The organism is Variovorax sp. 278MFTsu5.1 (assembly GCF_048305045.1).
In the GTDB taxonomy this organism is placed as follows: Bacteria; Pseudomonadota; Gammaproteobacteria; order Burkholderiales; family Burkholderiaceae_C; genus Variovorax; species Variovorax guangxiensis.
This window is the reverse complement of the sequence record NZ_CP157622.1, coordinates 2,775,322-2,791,326: the sequence shown is the minus strand read 5'-3', so window position 1 is coordinate 2,791,326 and position 16,005 is coordinate 2,775,322. Positions and strand designations below refer to the sequence as shown.

The 16,005-nt window shown below is 62.3% G+C and carries 19 protein-coding genes; 12 read left to right on the top strand and 7 right to left on the bottom strand.

Annotation, left to right across the window (positions count from 1 at the left end; translation table 11 throughout):
* The first annotated feature begins 98 nt into the window (after window positions 1-98).
* Together ABL844_RS12925 and ABL844_RS12920 are read left to right on the top strand one after the other, a co-directional pair.
* The gene (locus ABL844_RS12925) at window positions 99-1,487 is read left to right on the top strand and encodes an ATP-binding protein (protein WP_418131539.1); all 1,389 of its coding nucleotides are present in this window, start codon (window positions 99-101) and stop codon (window positions 1,485-1,487) included.
* A gap of 126 nt (window positions 1,488-1,613) precedes the next feature.
* Complete coding sequence (locus tag ABL844_RS12920; protein ID WP_418131538.1) at window positions 1,614-3,404, top strand: cytochrome c biogenesis protein DipZ; 1,791 nt, start codon at window positions 1,614-1,616, stop codon at window positions 3,402-3,404.
* Window positions 3,405-3,648: 244 nt separating this feature from the next.
* Here ABL844_RS12920 and ABL844_RS12915 read toward each other — a convergent pair whose 3' ends face one another.
* Window positions 3,649-3,915 (bottom strand): hypothetical protein, encoded by a 267-nt coding sequence (locus tag ABL844_RS12915; protein WP_184641899.1) that lies wholly within the window; start codon window positions 3,913-3,915, stop codon window positions 3,649-3,651.
* Between the two features lie 542 nt (window positions 3,916-4,457).
* Window positions 4,458-5,816: a hypothetical protein gene (locus ABL844_RS12910; protein WP_418131536.1), complete on the bottom strand. Its 1,359-nt coding sequence runs from the start codon at window positions 5,814-5,816 to the stop codon at window positions 4,458-4,460.
* Between the two features lie 87 nt (window positions 5,817-5,903).
* Here ABL844_RS12910 and ABL844_RS12905 point away from each other — a divergent pair, with 87 nt between their 5' ends.
* Window positions 5,904-6,224 (top strand): hypothetical protein, encoded by a 321-nt coding sequence (locus ABL844_RS12905; protein WP_418131535.1) that lies wholly within the window; start codon window positions 5,904-5,906, stop codon window positions 6,222-6,224.
* 7 nt (window positions 6,225-6,231) lie between these two features.
* On the opposite strand, the gene ABL844_RS12900 is transcribed toward ABL844_RS12905, so the two are convergent.
* Window positions 6,232-7,005 (bottom strand): SOS response-associated peptidase, encoded by a 774-nt coding sequence (locus tag ABL844_RS12900; RefSeq protein ID WP_418131533.1) that lies wholly within the window; start codon window positions 7,003-7,005, stop codon window positions 6,232-6,234.
* Window positions 7,006-7,095: 90 nt separating this feature from the next.
* On the opposite strand from ABL844_RS12900, the gene ABL844_RS12895 reads away from it, so the two are divergent.
* The 9 genes from ABL844_RS12895 to ABL844_RS12855 all read left to right on the top strand — a co-directional run bounded on the left by ABL844_RS12895 (window position 7,096) and on the right by ABL844_RS12855 (window position 11,975).
* Complete coding sequence (locus tag ABL844_RS12895) at window positions 7,096-7,563, top strand: hypothetical protein (RefSeq protein WP_418131532.1); 468 nt, start codon at window positions 7,096-7,098, stop codon at window positions 7,561-7,563.
* A 15-nt stretch (window positions 7,564-7,578) separates the two neighbouring features.
* Complete coding sequence (locus ABL844_RS12890; protein ID WP_418131531.1) at window positions 7,579-7,872, top strand: hypothetical protein; 294 nt, start codon at window positions 7,579-7,581, stop codon at window positions 7,870-7,872.
* Window positions 7,869-8,105 (top strand): hypothetical protein, encoded by a 237-nt coding sequence (locus tag ABL844_RS12885; RefSeq protein WP_418131530.1) that lies wholly within the window; start codon window positions 7,869-7,871, stop codon window positions 8,103-8,105. Before ABL844_RS12890 ends, ABL844_RS12885 begins: the two co-directional genes overlap by 4 nt.
* Window positions 8,092-8,319 carry a hypothetical protein gene (locus tag ABL844_RS12880; protein WP_418131529.1) on the top strand — a complete coding sequence of 76 codons (228 nt, stop codon included), beginning with the start codon at window positions 8,092-8,094 and terminating at the stop codon, window positions 8,317-8,319. Before ABL844_RS12885 ends, ABL844_RS12880 begins: the two co-directional genes overlap by 14 nt.
* A gap of 163 nt (window positions 8,320-8,482) precedes the next feature.
* Complete coding sequence (locus ABL844_RS12875; RefSeq protein WP_418131528.1) at window positions 8,483-8,839, top strand: helix-turn-helix domain-containing protein; 357 nt, start codon at window positions 8,483-8,485, stop codon at window positions 8,837-8,839.
* Window positions 8,836-9,408, top strand: coding sequence for an ImmA/IrrE family metallo-endopeptidase (locus tag ABL844_RS12870; RefSeq protein WP_418131527.1), 573 nt, complete (start codon window positions 8,836-8,838; stop codon window positions 9,406-9,408). Before ABL844_RS12875 ends, ABL844_RS12870 begins: the two co-directional genes overlap by 4 nt.
* A 190-nt stretch (window positions 9,409-9,598) precedes the next feature.
* On the top strand, window positions 9,599-9,724 hold the full coding sequence (locus tag ABL844_RS12865; protein WP_418131526.1) for a hypothetical protein: 126 nt from the start codon (window positions 9,599-9,601) through the stop codon (window positions 9,722-9,724).
* Window positions 9,725-10,295: 571 nt separating this feature from the next.
* Window positions 10,296-10,547, top strand: coding sequence for a hypothetical protein (locus ABL844_RS12860; RefSeq protein ID WP_418131525.1), 252 nt, complete (start codon window positions 10,296-10,298; stop codon window positions 10,545-10,547).
* A gap of 855 nt (window positions 10,548-11,402) precedes the next feature.
* Complete coding sequence (locus ABL844_RS12855; RefSeq protein ID WP_418131524.1) at window positions 11,403-11,975, top strand: hypothetical protein; 573 nt, start codon at window positions 11,403-11,405, stop codon at window positions 11,973-11,975.
* A gap of 75 nt (window positions 11,976-12,050) precedes the next feature.
* Here the strand turns inward: ABL844_RS12855 and ABL844_RS12850 are convergent, their stop codons facing one another.
* The 4 genes from ABL844_RS12850 to ABL844_RS12835 all read right to left on the bottom strand — a co-directional run bounded on the left by ABL844_RS12850 (window position 12,051) and on the right by ABL844_RS12835 (window position 15,954).
* Window positions 12,051-12,200 (bottom strand): hypothetical protein, encoded by a 150-nt coding sequence (locus ABL844_RS12850; RefSeq protein WP_418131523.1) that lies wholly within the window; start codon window positions 12,198-12,200, stop codon window positions 12,051-12,053.
* Between the two features lie 32 nt (window positions 12,201-12,232).
* Window positions 12,233-13,003 (bottom strand): DNA adenine methylase, encoded by a 771-nt coding sequence (locus ABL844_RS12845; RefSeq protein ID WP_418131522.1) that lies wholly within the window; start codon window positions 13,001-13,003, stop codon window positions 12,233-12,235.
* Between the two features lie 147 nt (window positions 13,004-13,150).
* The gene (locus tag ABL844_RS12840) at window positions 13,151-14,242 is read right to left on the bottom strand and encodes a phage portal protein (RefSeq protein ID WP_418131899.1); all 1,092 of its coding nucleotides are present in this window, start codon (window positions 14,240-14,242) and stop codon (window positions 13,151-13,153) included.
* The gene (locus ABL844_RS12835) at window positions 14,167-15,954 is read right to left on the bottom strand and encodes a terminase ATPase subunit family protein (protein WP_418131521.1); all 1,788 of its coding nucleotides are present in this window, start codon (window positions 15,952-15,954) and stop codon (window positions 14,167-14,169) included. The genes ABL844_RS12840 and ABL844_RS12835 overlap by 76 nt, the downstream gene beginning before the upstream one ends.
* Window positions 15,955-16,005: the final 51 nt, after the last annotated feature.

The window sequence follows — 16,005 nt, the reverse complement described above, 5'->3', positions numbered from 1 at the left end:
TGGGCGGCGGGTAATGTTGTATGTCAGGCCACGCCGCCCAACACACTGGAATACAAAGCGCCGCGCCGCGAGGCGGAAGCGGGTCTATAAACCTGCCCATGCCTACTTCCGCCGCCAGCCTTTCCGCCGACATCGCCCCGGCCTCCCCCGCCACGGGCCTGCGCCGTCTGCTGCCGCGCTCGCTGTTCTCGCGGGTGACGCTGATCATCGTCGTCGGGCTGGCCATCGCGCAGCTGCTGACCTTCATGGCCATCGGCTACGAGCGCGGCATCGCGATGCGAGAGCTGATGATGATCGGCATCGAGCGCGACATCGCCAGCTCGGTCGCCATCCTCGACCGGCTGCCGGCCGCCGAGCGCGAGGGCTGGCTGGCGCGGCTGGAGCGGCGCAACTACCACTTCGTGCTCGGCGGGAACGCGCAGGGCAAGGCGCCCGACACGGCTTCGACGCAGCAGTTCGCGACCGCGATAGCCGACGCGATGCGCCCCTTCGAGATCGTGAAGATCGGCCAGGTGAGCAGCCCGCCGCAGGGCCTGCAGATCCAGGTGCGGCTGTCGGACGGCTCCTCGGTGATCGTGCATGCGCGGCGCGTGGACATGCCGGTGTCGAGCTGGGTGATGTGGCTGCTGTGGGTGCAGCTGCTGGTGCTGGCGGTGTGCGCCTGGTATGCGGTGCGGCTGGTCACGCGGCCGCTGGCGCAGCTGGCCGATGCGGCCGACGAGCTGGGCCCCGACCTGAAGGGCCAGCAGCTGGCCGAGGAAGGACCGACCGAGGTGCGGCATGCGGCCCGCGCCTTCAACGCGATGCAGAAGCGCATTGCCGGCTACATGGCCGAGCGGGTGGAGATACTCGCGGCCATCTCGCACGACCTGCAGACGCCCATCACCCGCATGCGGCTGCGCACCGACCTGATGGACGGCGGCCATGACCGCGACAAGTTCCGCCAGGACCTGGACGCCATGCACGCCCTGGTGCGCGAGGGTGTGACCTACGCGCGCACCCTGCACGGCGCCACCGAGCCGCCGCGGCGCATCGACGCGGACGCGCTGTTCGAGAGCATGGTGGCCGACTACGAGGATTCGGGGCAGCAGGTGCTGCTCGAGGGCCGCGTGGGCGAGCCCCTGGTGACGCGGCCGAACGCGCTGCGGCGCATCCTGACCAACCTGATCGACAACGCGCTGAAGTTCGGCACCGACGTGCGGCTGCAGGTGCATGCCAGTGCCGATGCCGGCGGCAACCGGCTGACGCTGGCCGTGATCGACAACGGCCCCGGCATTCCGCCCGACCAGCTGGAGAACGTGCTCAAGCCCTTCTACCGCGTGGAGGGCTCGCGCAACCGCAACACCGGCGGCACCGGTCTCGGCCTGGCCATCGCCCAGCAGCTGGCGACGGCAATGGGCGCGGAGCTCACGCTGCGCAACCGGGACCAAGGCGGGCTGGAAGCCCGGCTGACCATGAATACCAACACGGCCGCGCCACCGGACTGAGCCGCCGCCCCCCAATCCCTGACCGACGAAGAAGCGGCTCGCATGCGAGGCCGCGAAGGCCGCTGCTCGCCCTCGACTTTCCTTTTCAGCCATTCATCGACAACATTCACCGACAGCAATCCGACCATGTTCCTCCTCATCGTTGCCTACCTCGGTGGCGTGCTCACCATCCTGAGCCCGTGCATCCTGCCCGTGCTCCCCTTCGTGTTCGCGCGCGCCGACCGGCCTTTCCGCTCGCACGGCCTGCCGATGCTGCTGGGCATGGCGCTGGCGTTCTCGGCCGTCGCCACGCTGGCGGCCGTGGGCGGCGGCTGGGTGGTGGCGCTCAACGAGTACGGGCGCCATACGGCGATCGCGCTGCTGGCGCTGTTCGGTGTGACGCTGCTGTTTCCTTCGGTGGCCGATCGGCTGACCCGGCCGCTGGTGGCGCTGGGGCTTCGGCTGTCCGGGCCGGCGACGGACGCGAAGGCGTCGGTGTTCTCGCCGCTGCTGCTTGGCATCGGCACCGGCTTTCTGTGGGCGCCGTGCGCGGGGCCGATCCTCGGGCTGATCCTGACGGGTGCAGCGCTCAACGGCGCGAGCGTCGGCACCTCGCTGCTGCTGCTGGCCTATGCGGCTGGCGCGTGCACCTCGCTGGCGGCGGCGCTGCTCTTCGGCGGGCGAGTGTTCTCGGCGATGAAGGGATCGCTGCACGCGGGCGAATGGGCGCGGCGCGTGGCCGGCGTGGCGGTGCTCGCGGGCGTGGCGGCCATCGCGTCGGGGCTGGACACGGGGCTGCTCGCGCAGCTGTCGATCGGCACGACCTCGGCGCTGGAGAAGGCCCTGGTGGAGAGGATCGGCATGCCGATGCCGTCGCAGCAGCCTTCGTCCGCGCAGCAGGCATCCGTCGACCCCGGCGGCCTGATGCTGACGTCGACGCAGCCTGAGCCCAAGAAGCCTTCGCTGACGCTGCCCGACGAGGGCATGTTCCCGTCGCTCGCAGGCGCCACCGAGTGGATCAACTCGACCCCGCTCACGCCAGAGAGCCTTCGCGGCAAGGTCGTGCTGGTCGACTTCTGGACCTACTCCTGCATCAACTGCCTGCGCACCCTGCCCTACGTTCGCGCGTGGGCCGAGAAGTACAAGGACGCCGGGCTGGTGGTGGTGGGCGTGCACACGCCGGAGTTCGCCTTCGAGAAGCAGCCGGCCAACGTGCGCCGCGCGACGAAGGACCTGGGCATCGGTTTCCCGGTGGCCGTCGACAGCAACTACGCGATCTGGCGCGCCTTCGGCAACCAGTACTGGCCGGCCTTCTATCTCGTGGACGCGCAGGGGCGCATCAGGCACCACCAGTTCGGCGAGGGGCAGTATGCGAAGTCGGAGCAGGCCATTCAGCAATTGCTGGCGGAAGCCGGCAGGCTGGTTGATTCGCGGGCACTTGTCTCACCCGAGGGCAAGGGCACGCAAGCTGCGGCAGCCGCGGAGCCGGCTCTTTCGGGCGAGACCTACCTGGGGTACGGGCAGGCGCGCAACTTCGCGTCGCCCGGTGGCATCTCGAATGATCGCGCACGGGTCTATTCAGGGGTTTCGGCGCTGCGCATCAATCAGTGGACGCTGGCCGGCGAGTGGAAGGTGGAAGAAGAGCGTGCGGTACTGGTGCAGCCAAACGGCCGCATCGCCTATCGCTTCCACGCGCGCGACCTGCACCTGGTACTCGGGCCATCGGCGGACGGGAAGCCGGTGCGCTTCAGGGTACGGATCGACGGCGCGCCGCCGCTCACTGACCATGGCACGGACACCGACGCGCAAGGCAACGGCGTCATCGACGGGCAGCGGCTCTATCAGCTGGTGCGACAGACGTCGGACGTGAAGGACCGACTGTTCGAGATCGAGTTTCTGGACGCGGGCGCGCAGGCCTACGCGTTCACATTCGGCTGATGATGGACGGCGAGGCAGCGCTCATCTCCCTGCTGCCTGAAGATGCGAAGGATGCTAAAGATGCTGAGTGATGAGCACCACGGCTCCGGCGATGGAGATGGCGCCGCCGACGAGTCTTCTGAATGCTTTCATGGCGTGATCCTGGAGTGGGAGTGACGCCTGATGGTGCCGCAGGAGCGACGCTTCGTGGGTTGGGAATCCTCATCCGCGGGATAGGAAACACCAACCTCCCGACGCGGCTTCTTCAGGCGGGCCTCGCCCCCCTCTTCGACGGCGCGTCCTGCGGGACGAGCCGCTCTCTTGCGAACTGACTGGCCCGCAACCGCACGCGCTGCAGCGCGGCTTCCAGCGTGGGCTGCTGCATGAAGACCAGCACGCCGCGCCTGAGCCCTCGCAGATTCAGTTCGGCAACGCCGGCGTAACGGCCGTTGGTGGTGCGCTTGATGTCGATGCGGCTGGACCAGCCATCGGGCAGGTCGACGAGGAGTTGCAGTTGCTGTGCGGGATTCATGGTGGGCGCCGAGGATAGGCGCGAAGGCAAAGCAACCAAAGGAACTAATTCCGGGGTATCCGCATTTCTTCGGAATCGCCGCACGAGAGCCCCGAAACAGGCGACTCGTCCTCGATGTCTCCCAGATTGGTCGCGATCATCGCCTTGCCCGCCTCCCTCCGGCGGGCTCCTCCCTCCGACCCCATGCGAGAACGGGGTCCTTCAGCTCACCCTTGGGTGAGCTTTTTTTTGGCCGCGGCGTTCCGGGGCCCAAAGAAAAACGGCTTACGCCTTTTGAGCGTAAGCCGTTGTTCCATCTACTGACTTTGGTCGGTGTGAAAGGATTCGAACCTTCGACCCCTTGCACCCCATGAGGGCGGATGCCGCCTCCTAAGTGGTTGTCAGGCCATGGAATCCGGTCCGTTTTCCTGACAAACCCATCGGCCCAAAAACGAGAAAATCAGCAGAAGGCTCCGAGGGAGTTGGATGCATTTGTCAGACGCATCGCGGACCCCGCGGTGCCCCATCCCATTCCTGAAGGAGCCCAACGTGAGTTGGCCTCATCAGATGGATTCGGAGGCAGCTTGATGAACCGGGACGGGGATATGGGCCGAGCGCAGGGCCTGAATGAGGTTCGCTGACTCCTGTTGCTCAGGCTCGTCAGCCATGGCCAGTCCAACTTCTTTCTGAATTATGCGGCTGCAAATCTTTCGCAAGCTGGAGAATTGTTGGCGTTCGCTTTTCCTAAAAGCACCTAACCCTCGATGGACAATTTTGGATCTAACCTTGTAAATCTCCTTAAATTCTCGAACAAGCTTCTCCCTCTCTTTCATACTTGCTGCAATAAGATAGGCGCAGCGGGAGGCGAGAACCCCGGTGATGCCATCGGATCCATCTTCCGTGCCCAAAAGTGTTTCGGCGCAAATAGCCAGCTGCATGAATCCCATTACAGGATCCTCGTTGGCGTGGCTATCAAAGAACCAACGACCTGCGAGAACGAGTTGAGGCAATTGGTCTTCTCTGTCCAAAATACTAAAAAGGTAACGCAATTTCTCGGATATATCTGGACCCACATGCAACTTGGATTTGAGACGACTGATTAATTGACTGCCCCCGTGATCCAGCCCTTCTTCACCAAGCTTAATCCATTCTTCATTACGCCGATCGTAAACCTCTACTTCGACCGAGGCAGAATCGAGTCCAGGTACTCCAACATTCAGAATCTCCAATCCCATTGCCAAGCCAAAAAACGCTTTCAGCAGAGTAAATGCTCTTTCAACAGGGCGACGAGAAAAAACTACGTCTTCGTCTATGTAACCCTTGACGCGCAAGAACAAGTAGGCACTAGGTGTCACCACGTCTCGCTCCTGCATCGGAGTACCGAGAAACGAGCGAGCCAATTGATTTAGTTGCTTGGGCTGAGTTTTTTCCTCGGGAATGGGCAATCCCTGGCGTTCTTCGTGCCAGTCCCCAACTATTGCCAACTGGCGCCCAAATACTGCAGGCACCTTGCTTTCACGCAGAGCCTCCGAAAAGCTTTTCGGCAATTTAATTGCAGCAACATATTCAATTGGAAGGGCCACGAACATTTCTACAATTCTCTTCGCGAGCGCTTCAACATCAACAAATTCGGCGCATTCGCAAAGAAAGCTCTTTCCAATCTTTTCCTCTATCGGAATTTTCTGAACAGCATCGTACAAATAGCCGCCAACCACAGGAACAAGAGAACGCTCACCTATATAGCCTTCGTATTGCTCAGCGATTCCTTTGCCCGCTTTTTGTATTAGCTCTGAAAATTTTTCATCAAGAGCAAACAAGTCTCCCAACTGCAAGGTCTTCTTTCCCTCACTAAGGCGAATCTTCGGAAGTTCCGAGCGAAGAAGCCCCTCCATCTTTTTCTGCAGGCGCTCATCAATTTTCATTCTTCCTCCAAGCTCAAACTTTTAAATGGCATGCAATAAAGGCTGACTTTAGTGCAAAGACATGGGGCACAGCAGTAGCATGCGGCCATGGCAGAGCCAGAACAGCACCACGAGGCCACGGGCGCCCGCCCGAAGTCTGAGCCGTGGTCGCACACCTTTTGCCGCGAGTTCCACGAGCTCGCCCGCGGCGAGGTTGACACCGAATGGCTGGCCGCGCTGTGCCACACCATCGCGCCACTGGCGCGTGAGCAGGATCCCCGAGCCGCCGCGGAGCTGATCTACACCGCGCTGATGTTCGAGATGCCTCAGTTCGTGGAGGCGGAGCATGCCGCTCGTGCGCGCGAGCTACGCCTAAAGGCGGTGGGCGCTTGGATGGCGCGGTGCACTGGCCGCCGGCGTCCCCGGTAACACTCCCTCAGAACGGCAGATCTTCGGTATCGGCGTTCGACACCGCCGCCGCTGTTTCCTCTCGTGGTTCCTGGGCCGCCGCGGGCCCCGCATCGATCAGGTCGACGGGGATCAACTGCACCATTTCCCGCGCCTCCTCCGGCGTGCACGTCAGCCACCGGTCGAAGTCGTGCTCCTCGATCGCGACCACGGAGCGCTTGTCCTGCACCTCGAGCGGCTTCTTCGTCGTGCGGTCGATCTCGGGCTTGTGCATGCGAGACATGATCGGGTGCAGGTTCGCATTGATCGTGAGCATGGTGTAGCTCTCCCACACCTTCTCCGTCTCCAGATCCTTCCAGGTGTGCCACAGGCCGGCCAGGCCCCAGGGGCGACCATCGGCACGCCGGAAGCGCCACCACTCGTTCTTGCCGGACTCCCAATTCGGCTCGTCGAAGCTCCAGGCCGGAATGATGCAGCGCCTGCTCAGCTTCCATGCATCCTTGAATGCCGGCTTCTTCTCGATGCCGGCGAAGCGGGCGTTGTGCGTGGCCAGCTCCTTGCCCTTCGTCTCGCCCTTGCTCGGCGGCGCCGTCGGGACATGGCTGCTCGACCAGGAAGGGATCAGCGACCACTGCCCCACCGCGATCTCGCGCTCGTACTCCGCCTTGTCGACGGCGCGGCGCATGAACGGCCCTGTGTACATCGGCCGCATGCTGCGCAGCCAGCGCTCTGCGGTGCGGGCGCCGATGTACCAGGCCGCCTCAATCTCGCGGGCTTCGGGAGAGATGTAACGGGTGCACATGGTGTCCGGATTCTGCGCTCAACAACCTGTTGACGGGCCAGTTACCCGAGGCAGATACTGTATTTTCATACAGTTATTTCGGAGCCCATCATGGAATCCTCACTCGCCTCGACTCACCTCCCCGTCGCCAAACCTGCCCCAGAAGTCTCCCTTGTTCCACCTACCCTCAAGCGATCCGGGAGGAAGGAGTGGATCGCCCGCTACATCGAGGAATCGCATGCCATCACGCACGGCGAAATTGACATAGAAATCACGTCGATAGAGGGCGACGCACTTCAGCGCGTGGTCGGTCATCGGCTGCCCGAAGAGGTGGCTCGCCAGCACTACAGCGCCTGTATTGGCGACGACACCGAATTCATCCGCGCGGAGGAGAAGTTCCAGGCGCTCGCCGCCAGGGTCGGGCTCACGAAAGACAACCAGCGGCTGTCGAAGGAGATGCTGAACTTTGCCTACGGCGTGGCCACGCTCTGCGCTTGTGCTGCGGATCGCTTCCGTGATCCCCGTGAAGGCAGCGCCGGCGATCACATCCGTGGGCTGTACGGCCCGGCGCCGTTTTGAGCGCGGCTGGTCGCCATGAAAGACGTCGAGTACTTCTACTTCATGCTGCCGCCAAGCATCTGGAAGAAGAAGCCCCACAGGTCATCGTTCAAGATGGACGCTGAGCACGCCGCCAAGGCCTACCCTGGCGCAACTCCAATTCTCGACACGCGCGAGATTCGAACGCTTCCAGATACTGAAGAAGAGATCCGTGCCGCGATGTTGGTAACCCAACCCGGGTACAGCGGCTTCGACAGCACAGAAGAGGCCATCGGCCGACGCATTCAGGCCGGCAACCAGCGGATGAAGGAACAGGGCGAGCTGCCATGAGCATGCGGGACGAGTTCGAGCAGATGGCTCGAAGCGTCGGCGAGCTCGAACCAAACGAACCCATCCGAGAATCACTGGTCGAGTTTGCCGAGCTCGTCACCGCGCGATGCGCTCGGATCGGAGACCAGTACGGCGACTGGGATCGGAACGCAGGAGATCACATCCGCGCCGAGCTGTACGACCTCCCTGGCCTCCTTCCGACGCCGCGACAATCAGACCATGAGCCAAGCTGACATCTTCCCCACCGAATCGACCACCCTCTACACACCAGCCTGGTACAGCAGCACGGCCCGAGAGGAACGCCCCCTTCCGCTGGCACCGGGCGACTACAAGGTCACGCCCGGGCACGGCGCCGAGCGCTGGACGGTGACATCGCTGAAGGATGGCACCACCGTTTACAACGGCATCGGGCCGGCCGAGGTTCGGCGCGTGACCACTGGGGGTTGAACTACCGCCCTGCCAAGCCAAGCCGCCTTCAGGCGGCTTTTCTTTTTTGGAGACGCGACCATCACAAACCTTGACAGTAATTAACCGATTTGGTACAATAATTGGAAAGCAAGAAAATTTTTTACTCCGCACCACCCCGCAACCAACCGAAAGAGGACTAACCATGGCGCTCACTGATTTTGGAAAGGCGATTCGCAAGGCGCGAATCGATACCGGCGAGACACTCGGTTCGATGGCGGACGCTATCGGCGTCACGCCTTCGTTCCTGAGCAGTATCGAGACCGGCCGCAAGAAAGTTCCGGACGGGCTCGTCGCGCAAGTCGAAGCTTTTTTCGCCAAGCACAACATGAAGATCAGGCAACTGGCCGAGCTGGCGGCGGTTGCCAATAAGTCCGTCCCCCTGGACGGTCTGTCGCCGCAGCATCAGATGCTGGTGGCGGGCTTCGCTCGCTCCACTCTCGACGCGGAAACTCTGGAAAAGATGGCCGCCCTGCTGGCCGCGTCACACAAGGTGAAATGATCATGGCCAGCCAGTCTTCATACCCGCCCTATCAGCTTCGCGGCCACATCGTCGCACCGCGCGGCATCGCTGCCATTCGTGAGATTGCGGTTGATGCTCGCCAAGTTCTCGACCTTGGCGATGCGCCGGTATCGATGCCGCATTTCCTGGACTCGCTCTCGCTCTTCGGCGTTACTGTCGATGTCATTGAGGACGAGGATTTGATGCTGATGATGGCGGGTGTGGAGGCTGTCTGCGTCCCGGAATCCGCCACGATCAACCTGACTCCGGCGACCTACGAGGCCGCCCGTCGCAATGACCCGCGCACTCGCTTCACCATCTTCCATGAGCTCGGCCACTTCGTGCTGCAGCACAGCAAAGCCTTGGCCCGGCACAACTATGTTGCCAAGCCGTTCATCGACTCCGAATGGCAAGCTGATCAGTTTTCAGCTGAGATGACGATGCCGCTGGAGGTCATGCTGCGTCTGGACCTGCTCACGCCCACAAAAGTGGCTCAGTTCTTCCAGACGTCGCTCCCGGCAGCAATCACTCGCGTGAATCAGCTGCGCAAGTTCGGAGCGATCAAATGAAAGGCCCATGAACAGAAGCTCTATTCATGGGCCTTAAGGAGGGCGTCAGGGAGTTCCAGTCCCGAAACGTCCGATACCGAGTACGGGTGAGGTATCGATAGCTCTTTTCAGAGGCCTGAAAGTGTACAACTCTTTCAGGTTTTGAGCACTCCGATGATCCCGGCAACCTCTCTTTACAAAGGAGCTCGACATGAGCACTCCCGAAAAAGAGGAAGGCGGCCGCTGGGTGTTTTGCCGGTCCATTCGAAAGAATGGCAAGGTGATCTATCCGAAGAAGGGTCAGTTCTTCCGCTTCTGGGTCAAGGACAAGAAGTAAGTCCTATCCCTCTAGGCGCTGTCGGCCACGCCGACAGGAGGATCGTCAGAGGTCCTCAGTCATTCGATCAAAAGCCGCCCTTGAGGCGGCTTTTTCATGGGCGCTCGCCACTGCCAGGACGTGCAGCCTAGGCCCTCATGCTTCCTCGGGCTCGGCAGACCGACCCAGATTGCCGCGAAGACCTTCTCGCTGCTCAATCCAGTCCACGCACTTTTTCTTCAGCATCTCATCTCCCTCTTGCCGAGAGAGACAGGGACTGGCCAGCACCAGCTTACATTGATGCCTTCCCTGAAAGCTGATGTTGGCTGCACCGGAGTAGCCACCCTCCGGCGCAGCCGTGTGAGAAATTGAGAAAGCCCAGTCACCGGTCTTCCCTGCTGGAACGTAGGCCGCACGGTCCATGCGCAACTCCGAGCCCTTGCACGCGCGACACCCCTATTGATGATTGGCACGCGCAGCAGCGACACTACCTTACGCGCGTCTCTGAGGGAAGTTGTGAAAAATGACGGCTCTGGGGTCTTTTGACAACCGCCAAAGGCTTGACACGAAAACCAATGACTACCTTAAGACGATGACCACCCTCTACTTGCAGATGACCGACAAGCTGATTGCCCACTGGAAGGGCAACGGCAACGCCTACCCGCAAAAGTTCGTTCTGTCACCGGCACTGCGCGACGAATACGTGCGCTGCCTGAACCTCATGACCATCCCGGGTGACCGCGACATGAGTGCCACCAAGCACATGGGCGTCCCCATCGAGATCGACGAGGCCTCGCCAGGCGTGATGCTGGCCGTCGACGGCACGGAAACATCCTTGCAATGAGCAGCGCGCGCGTCAGATAGCGCCCCCGCCGATCGACCCGCGGCCCGCGTCAGCGGGTTTTTTTTCGCCTGGACGATTCGCTCCAGATCCTGCCGGCCGGCAAAGTGCCTGCGGAGAGGCTCCAGAAAATCGGCGGGGGGTCGGGAAAAGCCTGATATTCCTAACAGACACTCCTAAAAGCAGAGAAAAGCCAGTATCCATGCGGGTTCCCGGCCTGTCCTACAAACCTGATATTTATCTAATATGAACCTAACAATATTAGGCTTCTGGACCCTGATTCTTTTTGTAAGCAAACCCTATATAAATCAACAACTTAGCGAAATATCAGGGTTCTTGTTAGGTCGTATCAGGGTTGCACCCTGATATGCCAGCGCTAGGCGCCATGCGGGTTTGCGGGCGGTTTTGAGGCTCGATTAGGGATATCAGGCTTTTCCCGAACCCTTCCCGGATTTCTGGGCCGCCCCGCCAAGCCGCCCCCGAGGCCGACACCCCCAGCGTTGGGTGCCAAAGGACGTCATTTCGCGTCGCGAAATACCCCCCGTCCGGGCGCGCGCGGCCCGCGCCGCTGCTGGCGCCGGCCCGGTTCGACGGGCTCGTCGAAAGGGACCCATTTAGCGGGCAGGCGTGGCGGGGTCAAGACCGCGCGCCGGGGGGGCAGGGTCGCCTCCGCCCCCCGCAGCTCGCCTCCCGGGCGCGCGGGAAGGCGCGCGCCGGGCCATGACAGGGCCGTGGGCAACACGAAAGAGATCGTGGAAGGGGTGAGGGGCGCCTTGAGCCGAACGCGCGTCTCCGGCTCTTTGCACAGGACGCGGGCACGCCGTCCATACTTCCTCTCGTCAACAACAGGAGCGGCGGATGAACAACTGGGAAAAATTCAAATACGGCCTCGACACCTTGGCAGTCGTGGGCACATGGGGCGCGATAGTTGTCGCACTGCATCTGTCGCGCGCAGCGACGAAGAAAGCCGCGCGCGAAGCGGAAGCTAGAGCGGGCCTGGTCGCCGCTCGACACCTCGCCCACCTCCAGAGTCTCTACTCCGGCATGAAAACACTCGGAACCGCGACACGCACCTTTCGGGAGGGAATGTCAACCAGCCCTGAGCTCCCAATCCCCCTTTCCAAGTCATGGTTGGAGAACACGAGATCAATCGATTTAGATGTGCTGTCGCAACTACTTCCACTGCCGAATTACTGCGCAAGTCGGATCGGAAAAGCCATGGGTGACCTCATCGCGATCGTGGAAGAAATGAAAGGTCAGCAAGAGGTATGGCGAGGCATGAACGCACCGATGCGAGCGGCTTGGCTCGATAAGTGGTCGGCAAGAGCAGACACCACGGCTGTCACTCTGCAAATCGCCATCGAAGAATGTGCCAAGGCAGCCAAGACTCATGCCCCAGATTTCACGGCGACAGAACTTGGTTTGGCCTGACGTATACAGAAAGCCTACCGATTAGGCCAAGACCCTGCGCCGCCGCGGCGCCCAGCACCAAGTCAAGACGCGGGCCTATAGCTCAATGTGATCCGGGCCCGGCAGCACGATGCAGTGCAGCGTCTTTGTGCCACCGACGCGCAGCACCTGATACAGCCGCCCGGAGTTCATCTTCAGCACATCCCCCGGGCCCGGCACATCGCCCCAAGCGACGCGCAGCTTCACCGGGTCTCAAGGGCGGCTGCTCATGATGTAGTTCAGAAGTTGGTGATGAGCAGCTCGCGCGACGGCGAGCGGTTCTCGGCTGAGCCGACCGAGTAGGTGATGGACAGCGGGCGCAGCATCAGGCCGGCGAAGGTCTGGCGCATCTCGGGAATGTCGTTGACGCTGACGACGGCCTTCCCTTTCATCGACTTCAGCAGCTCGGCCATGCGGCCGTACTGGTCGAGGCCGAACGGCACGTCATAGCCCTCGGTGCCCCAGTAGGGAGGGTCGAGGTAGAACAGTGTGTGGCTGCGGTCATAGCGCTGGACGCACGCGGCCCAGTCGAGCCGCTCGATGGTGACCTGGTGAAGCCGCAGGTGCACGGCGCTCAGATCCTCCTCCATGCGCAGCAGATTCATGCGACCGGGCGATGAGGTCGCAGTGCCGAACGTGCGGCCTTCGATCTTGCCGCCGAACGAGTGCTTCTGCAGGTAGAAGAACCGCGCCGCGCGCTGAATGTCGGTCAGCGTGGCCGGCGGCGTCTCGTTGAGCCAGCCGAAGATCTCGCGGCTCGTGAGCGCCCACCTGAACTGCCGCACGAACTCGTCGAGGTGGTGCTGCACCACGCGGTACAGGTTCACGAGGTCGCTGTTGACATCGTTCAACACCTCGACCTTCGCCGGTTCCTTCAGGAAGAAGAGCGCCGCCGCGCCCGCGAAGGGCTCGACGTAGCAGGTGTGCTCCGGGAACAGGGGAAGGATGTGCTTCGCGAGGCGGCGCTTGCCGCCGATCCACGGCACCAGAGGTTTCGCTGAAATTTCCATTGTGCAAGCCTTTATTCCACATTTTTTGATAGGCTTGGCCCACTCTGTACAGGGTGGCGGGCCTCGCCGGCTTGCAGGCTCGATCTGCATTTCGGGGCTTGAACAGGTGCTCCAACACCTGAACAGGTCGCCCGTCTTTTTTGTGATTCAGGGCGCGGCCGTCGCCGCGCCCGTGGGCACCTCGTAGACGTTGAACCGCACGACTTCGTCGCCGATCCACGCGTTGATCTCCTTGAACCGGTCCTGCAGCGGCTTGATCTCGTTGAGCGCGAAGACCTGGGCGGCCGGTACCACGGCGCCGAAGCCGCCGGTGTTGCTTGGCACGATGCCCAGCAGCTGCGGCGGGATGCGATGCGCAGCCAGCACGTCATCGCGACTCACGTTCTTGATGTTGAAGAAGTCGTCTTTCGCGGCCACCTCGCTGACCGGGATCAGCTGCACGCCGTCTTTCTTGCCGCCGGGCGAGTAAAGAAACAGGTTGCGGAAATTGCCCGGGCCCTTGCTTTCCTTCAGCGCCGTGCGCATCGCATCGATGTCCCCCTGCTGCTGCGCCGGGTCGCTGACATACAGGATGAAGCCCGCGTGGCTGCCGTTGTTGTAGTAGCGGCGGCGGAACAGCGTGGCCGACTCGTTGAGCCAGGCCGACTGCAGCGCGCTCAGATACTCGGGCAGTCCGTACACCTCCTGATTGATGTCGGCCTCGCGCAGGTGGAAGACGCTGCCGGCCTTGAACTCGTGTTCATCCTTCCAGCCGCGCACAAAGAAGTAGCTTTCGAGGTCTGCACCGCGCCGCACGTACTTCGCGAGCGCGTGCTTCAGTTCCACAGGTCGCCGCGTGAGCGAGTCCCGCCGCTCCACGTACGCGTTGCCGAAAGTCAGGAAGTCCAATGCAAAGGCGCTGAAGGTCGTGCGGTCCATCAGCCTGTGCGGAATGAAGGTACTCAGCAGGATGTTGCGCTTGAAGTAGATCGAGCTGCTGTGGTGCGTGCTGGCGCGGAACGACTTCGCCAGACCGTCCCAGCTGACCGGCGGCTCGTACCAGCGGCCGTTCATCCAGCACTCGATGTAGTCGAGGATCTCGCGTCGGTCCATCACCGGCACCGGGTCACCGAAGGTGAACGCTTCCATGCCCGCCGGCTTTGCGGCAGTCGTTTGTGTATCCATCAGGAAATCTCCATGAAGCCGCTGTTCGCGGCAGTGGTGCCTTCGAGCGGCTCGTTGTCGAGGGCGTGCATGCAGGCCCACGCGAGGTCGGCATGGCCGGTGTCTTCGGTGCGCCCCGCTTCGAACGTGACATTCCGGCCGCTGGCCGTGAGCGTCTTGCGGATGGCGAGGAACGCGTGCGCGAGATCGACCCAGCCAGCATCGAACTCGAGTCTTCCCTTGCTGATCACGCTCTTGGCCTTCAGCACAAGGCGCGTCTTCACCTCGAGCGAGTAGTTGATCGCCCTGGCGGCGGGGAAGAACTTGCTCACCAGCTGGTAGACGCCCTGGCCAAGGCCCGTGGTGTCGATGCCGATGTACGCCACGTTGTAGCGCTCTGTGATCTTGCGAATGGCCTCGGCCTGCGCCTCGAAGTCGAGGCCTCGGAACTGGTGCTTCTCCAGCACGCGGAACTTTCCGCCGGGGCGATCGGGCGGCGCGAGCACCACGCAGCCGGCGGTATCACCGGTGTGCGAGGGGTCGTAGCCCACCCACACCGGCCGGTAGCCGTAGGGACGGGGCGCCAGCGGCTTGTACACGTCGGCCCAGTCCACCCACGAGTCGACCATGCACGCCTGCAGCTCCGACATCGGGAACACCGATTGCGTGTCGTCGATGAACTCGCACATCAGCAGGTTGGCGAACTCCTGCGGGTTGTACTCGAGCCGCAGTTCGTCGATGTCGAAGAGATCGCAGCCTGCGGCCTCGGCGTCGATGATGTTGACGATGTTGCGCCACACCTTGTCTTCGCCCGTGAAGCCACCGGCCAGGCGGTCGTGCGAGAGGTCGATGGCGACGCGTTGATCCTTCGGCCGGTTCTTGTTGAAGTGGGCGCCGCTCCAGCGTGCGTAGGCCTCATGCTGGATCGAGCTGGGCGAGCTGAAGTAGGTCTTGCGCCAGCGCTTGTGCATCGCCATGGCGCTCGCGACCTTGTTGAGCTCTTCGAAGCGGTGCGTCCAGAAGAACTCATCGAAATAGAAATTCCCGTGGTAGCCCTGGGCGGTGCGCGCGTTGGTGCCGAGGAAGTAGATGTGAGCGCCGTTGGGCAGGATCATCGGATCGCCGGTCAGCGTCACGCCGCAGGCTTCCTGCGCGAACTGCACGATGTACTGGCGGAAGATGTACGCCTGCGCCTTGCTGGCCGACAGGAAGATCTGATTGCGCCCGGTCTTCAGCGCGTCGACGAGGGCTTCGCGCGCGAAGTACCAGGTCGCGCCGATCTGCCGGCTCTTGAGCACCATGCGCGTGCGCTCGTGCCCGTTGCGGAACCATACCTTCTGATGGCCGAAGAGCGAGTCCTGAAACGCCTCGTACAGCTCGTCGGCCTGCTCATCGGTGAAGTGGTTGCGCTGCGGCTTCTTCTTCGGTCCAGCATTGCGCTTCTCGATCTCGGGATTGAGGTCCGCTTCCTTGCCGGTCTTCTCGTAGCGCGTGATGCGCGCGGTGCGCTCCAGCTGCCGGCCCAGCAGGTCGATCTCTTTGAAGTCGCCGCCGGTCTTCGATTCCTTGCCGATCAACTGCACGAGCCGGGCTTCGAGCGCGCCCTCCACGCGTTGGATCGGTTGCGCCTTGTCCCACTCCTCGGCATCCTTCCATCCGTGCACTGTCGTGCGCGGAATTCCAAGATGTTCCGCGATCGAGGAAATGCGCCAGCCTTGCCAGTAGAGATGACGCGCCGCGCGGCGCTGATCCACCACCGGCGCACCAAGGGCCTCGGGCGCTTCGACGACATCGCTGCATGAATCCATGCGGGTGAGGCTATGGGCGCTCGCGTCTCTTCGCGACGCCTCTCAGACCTG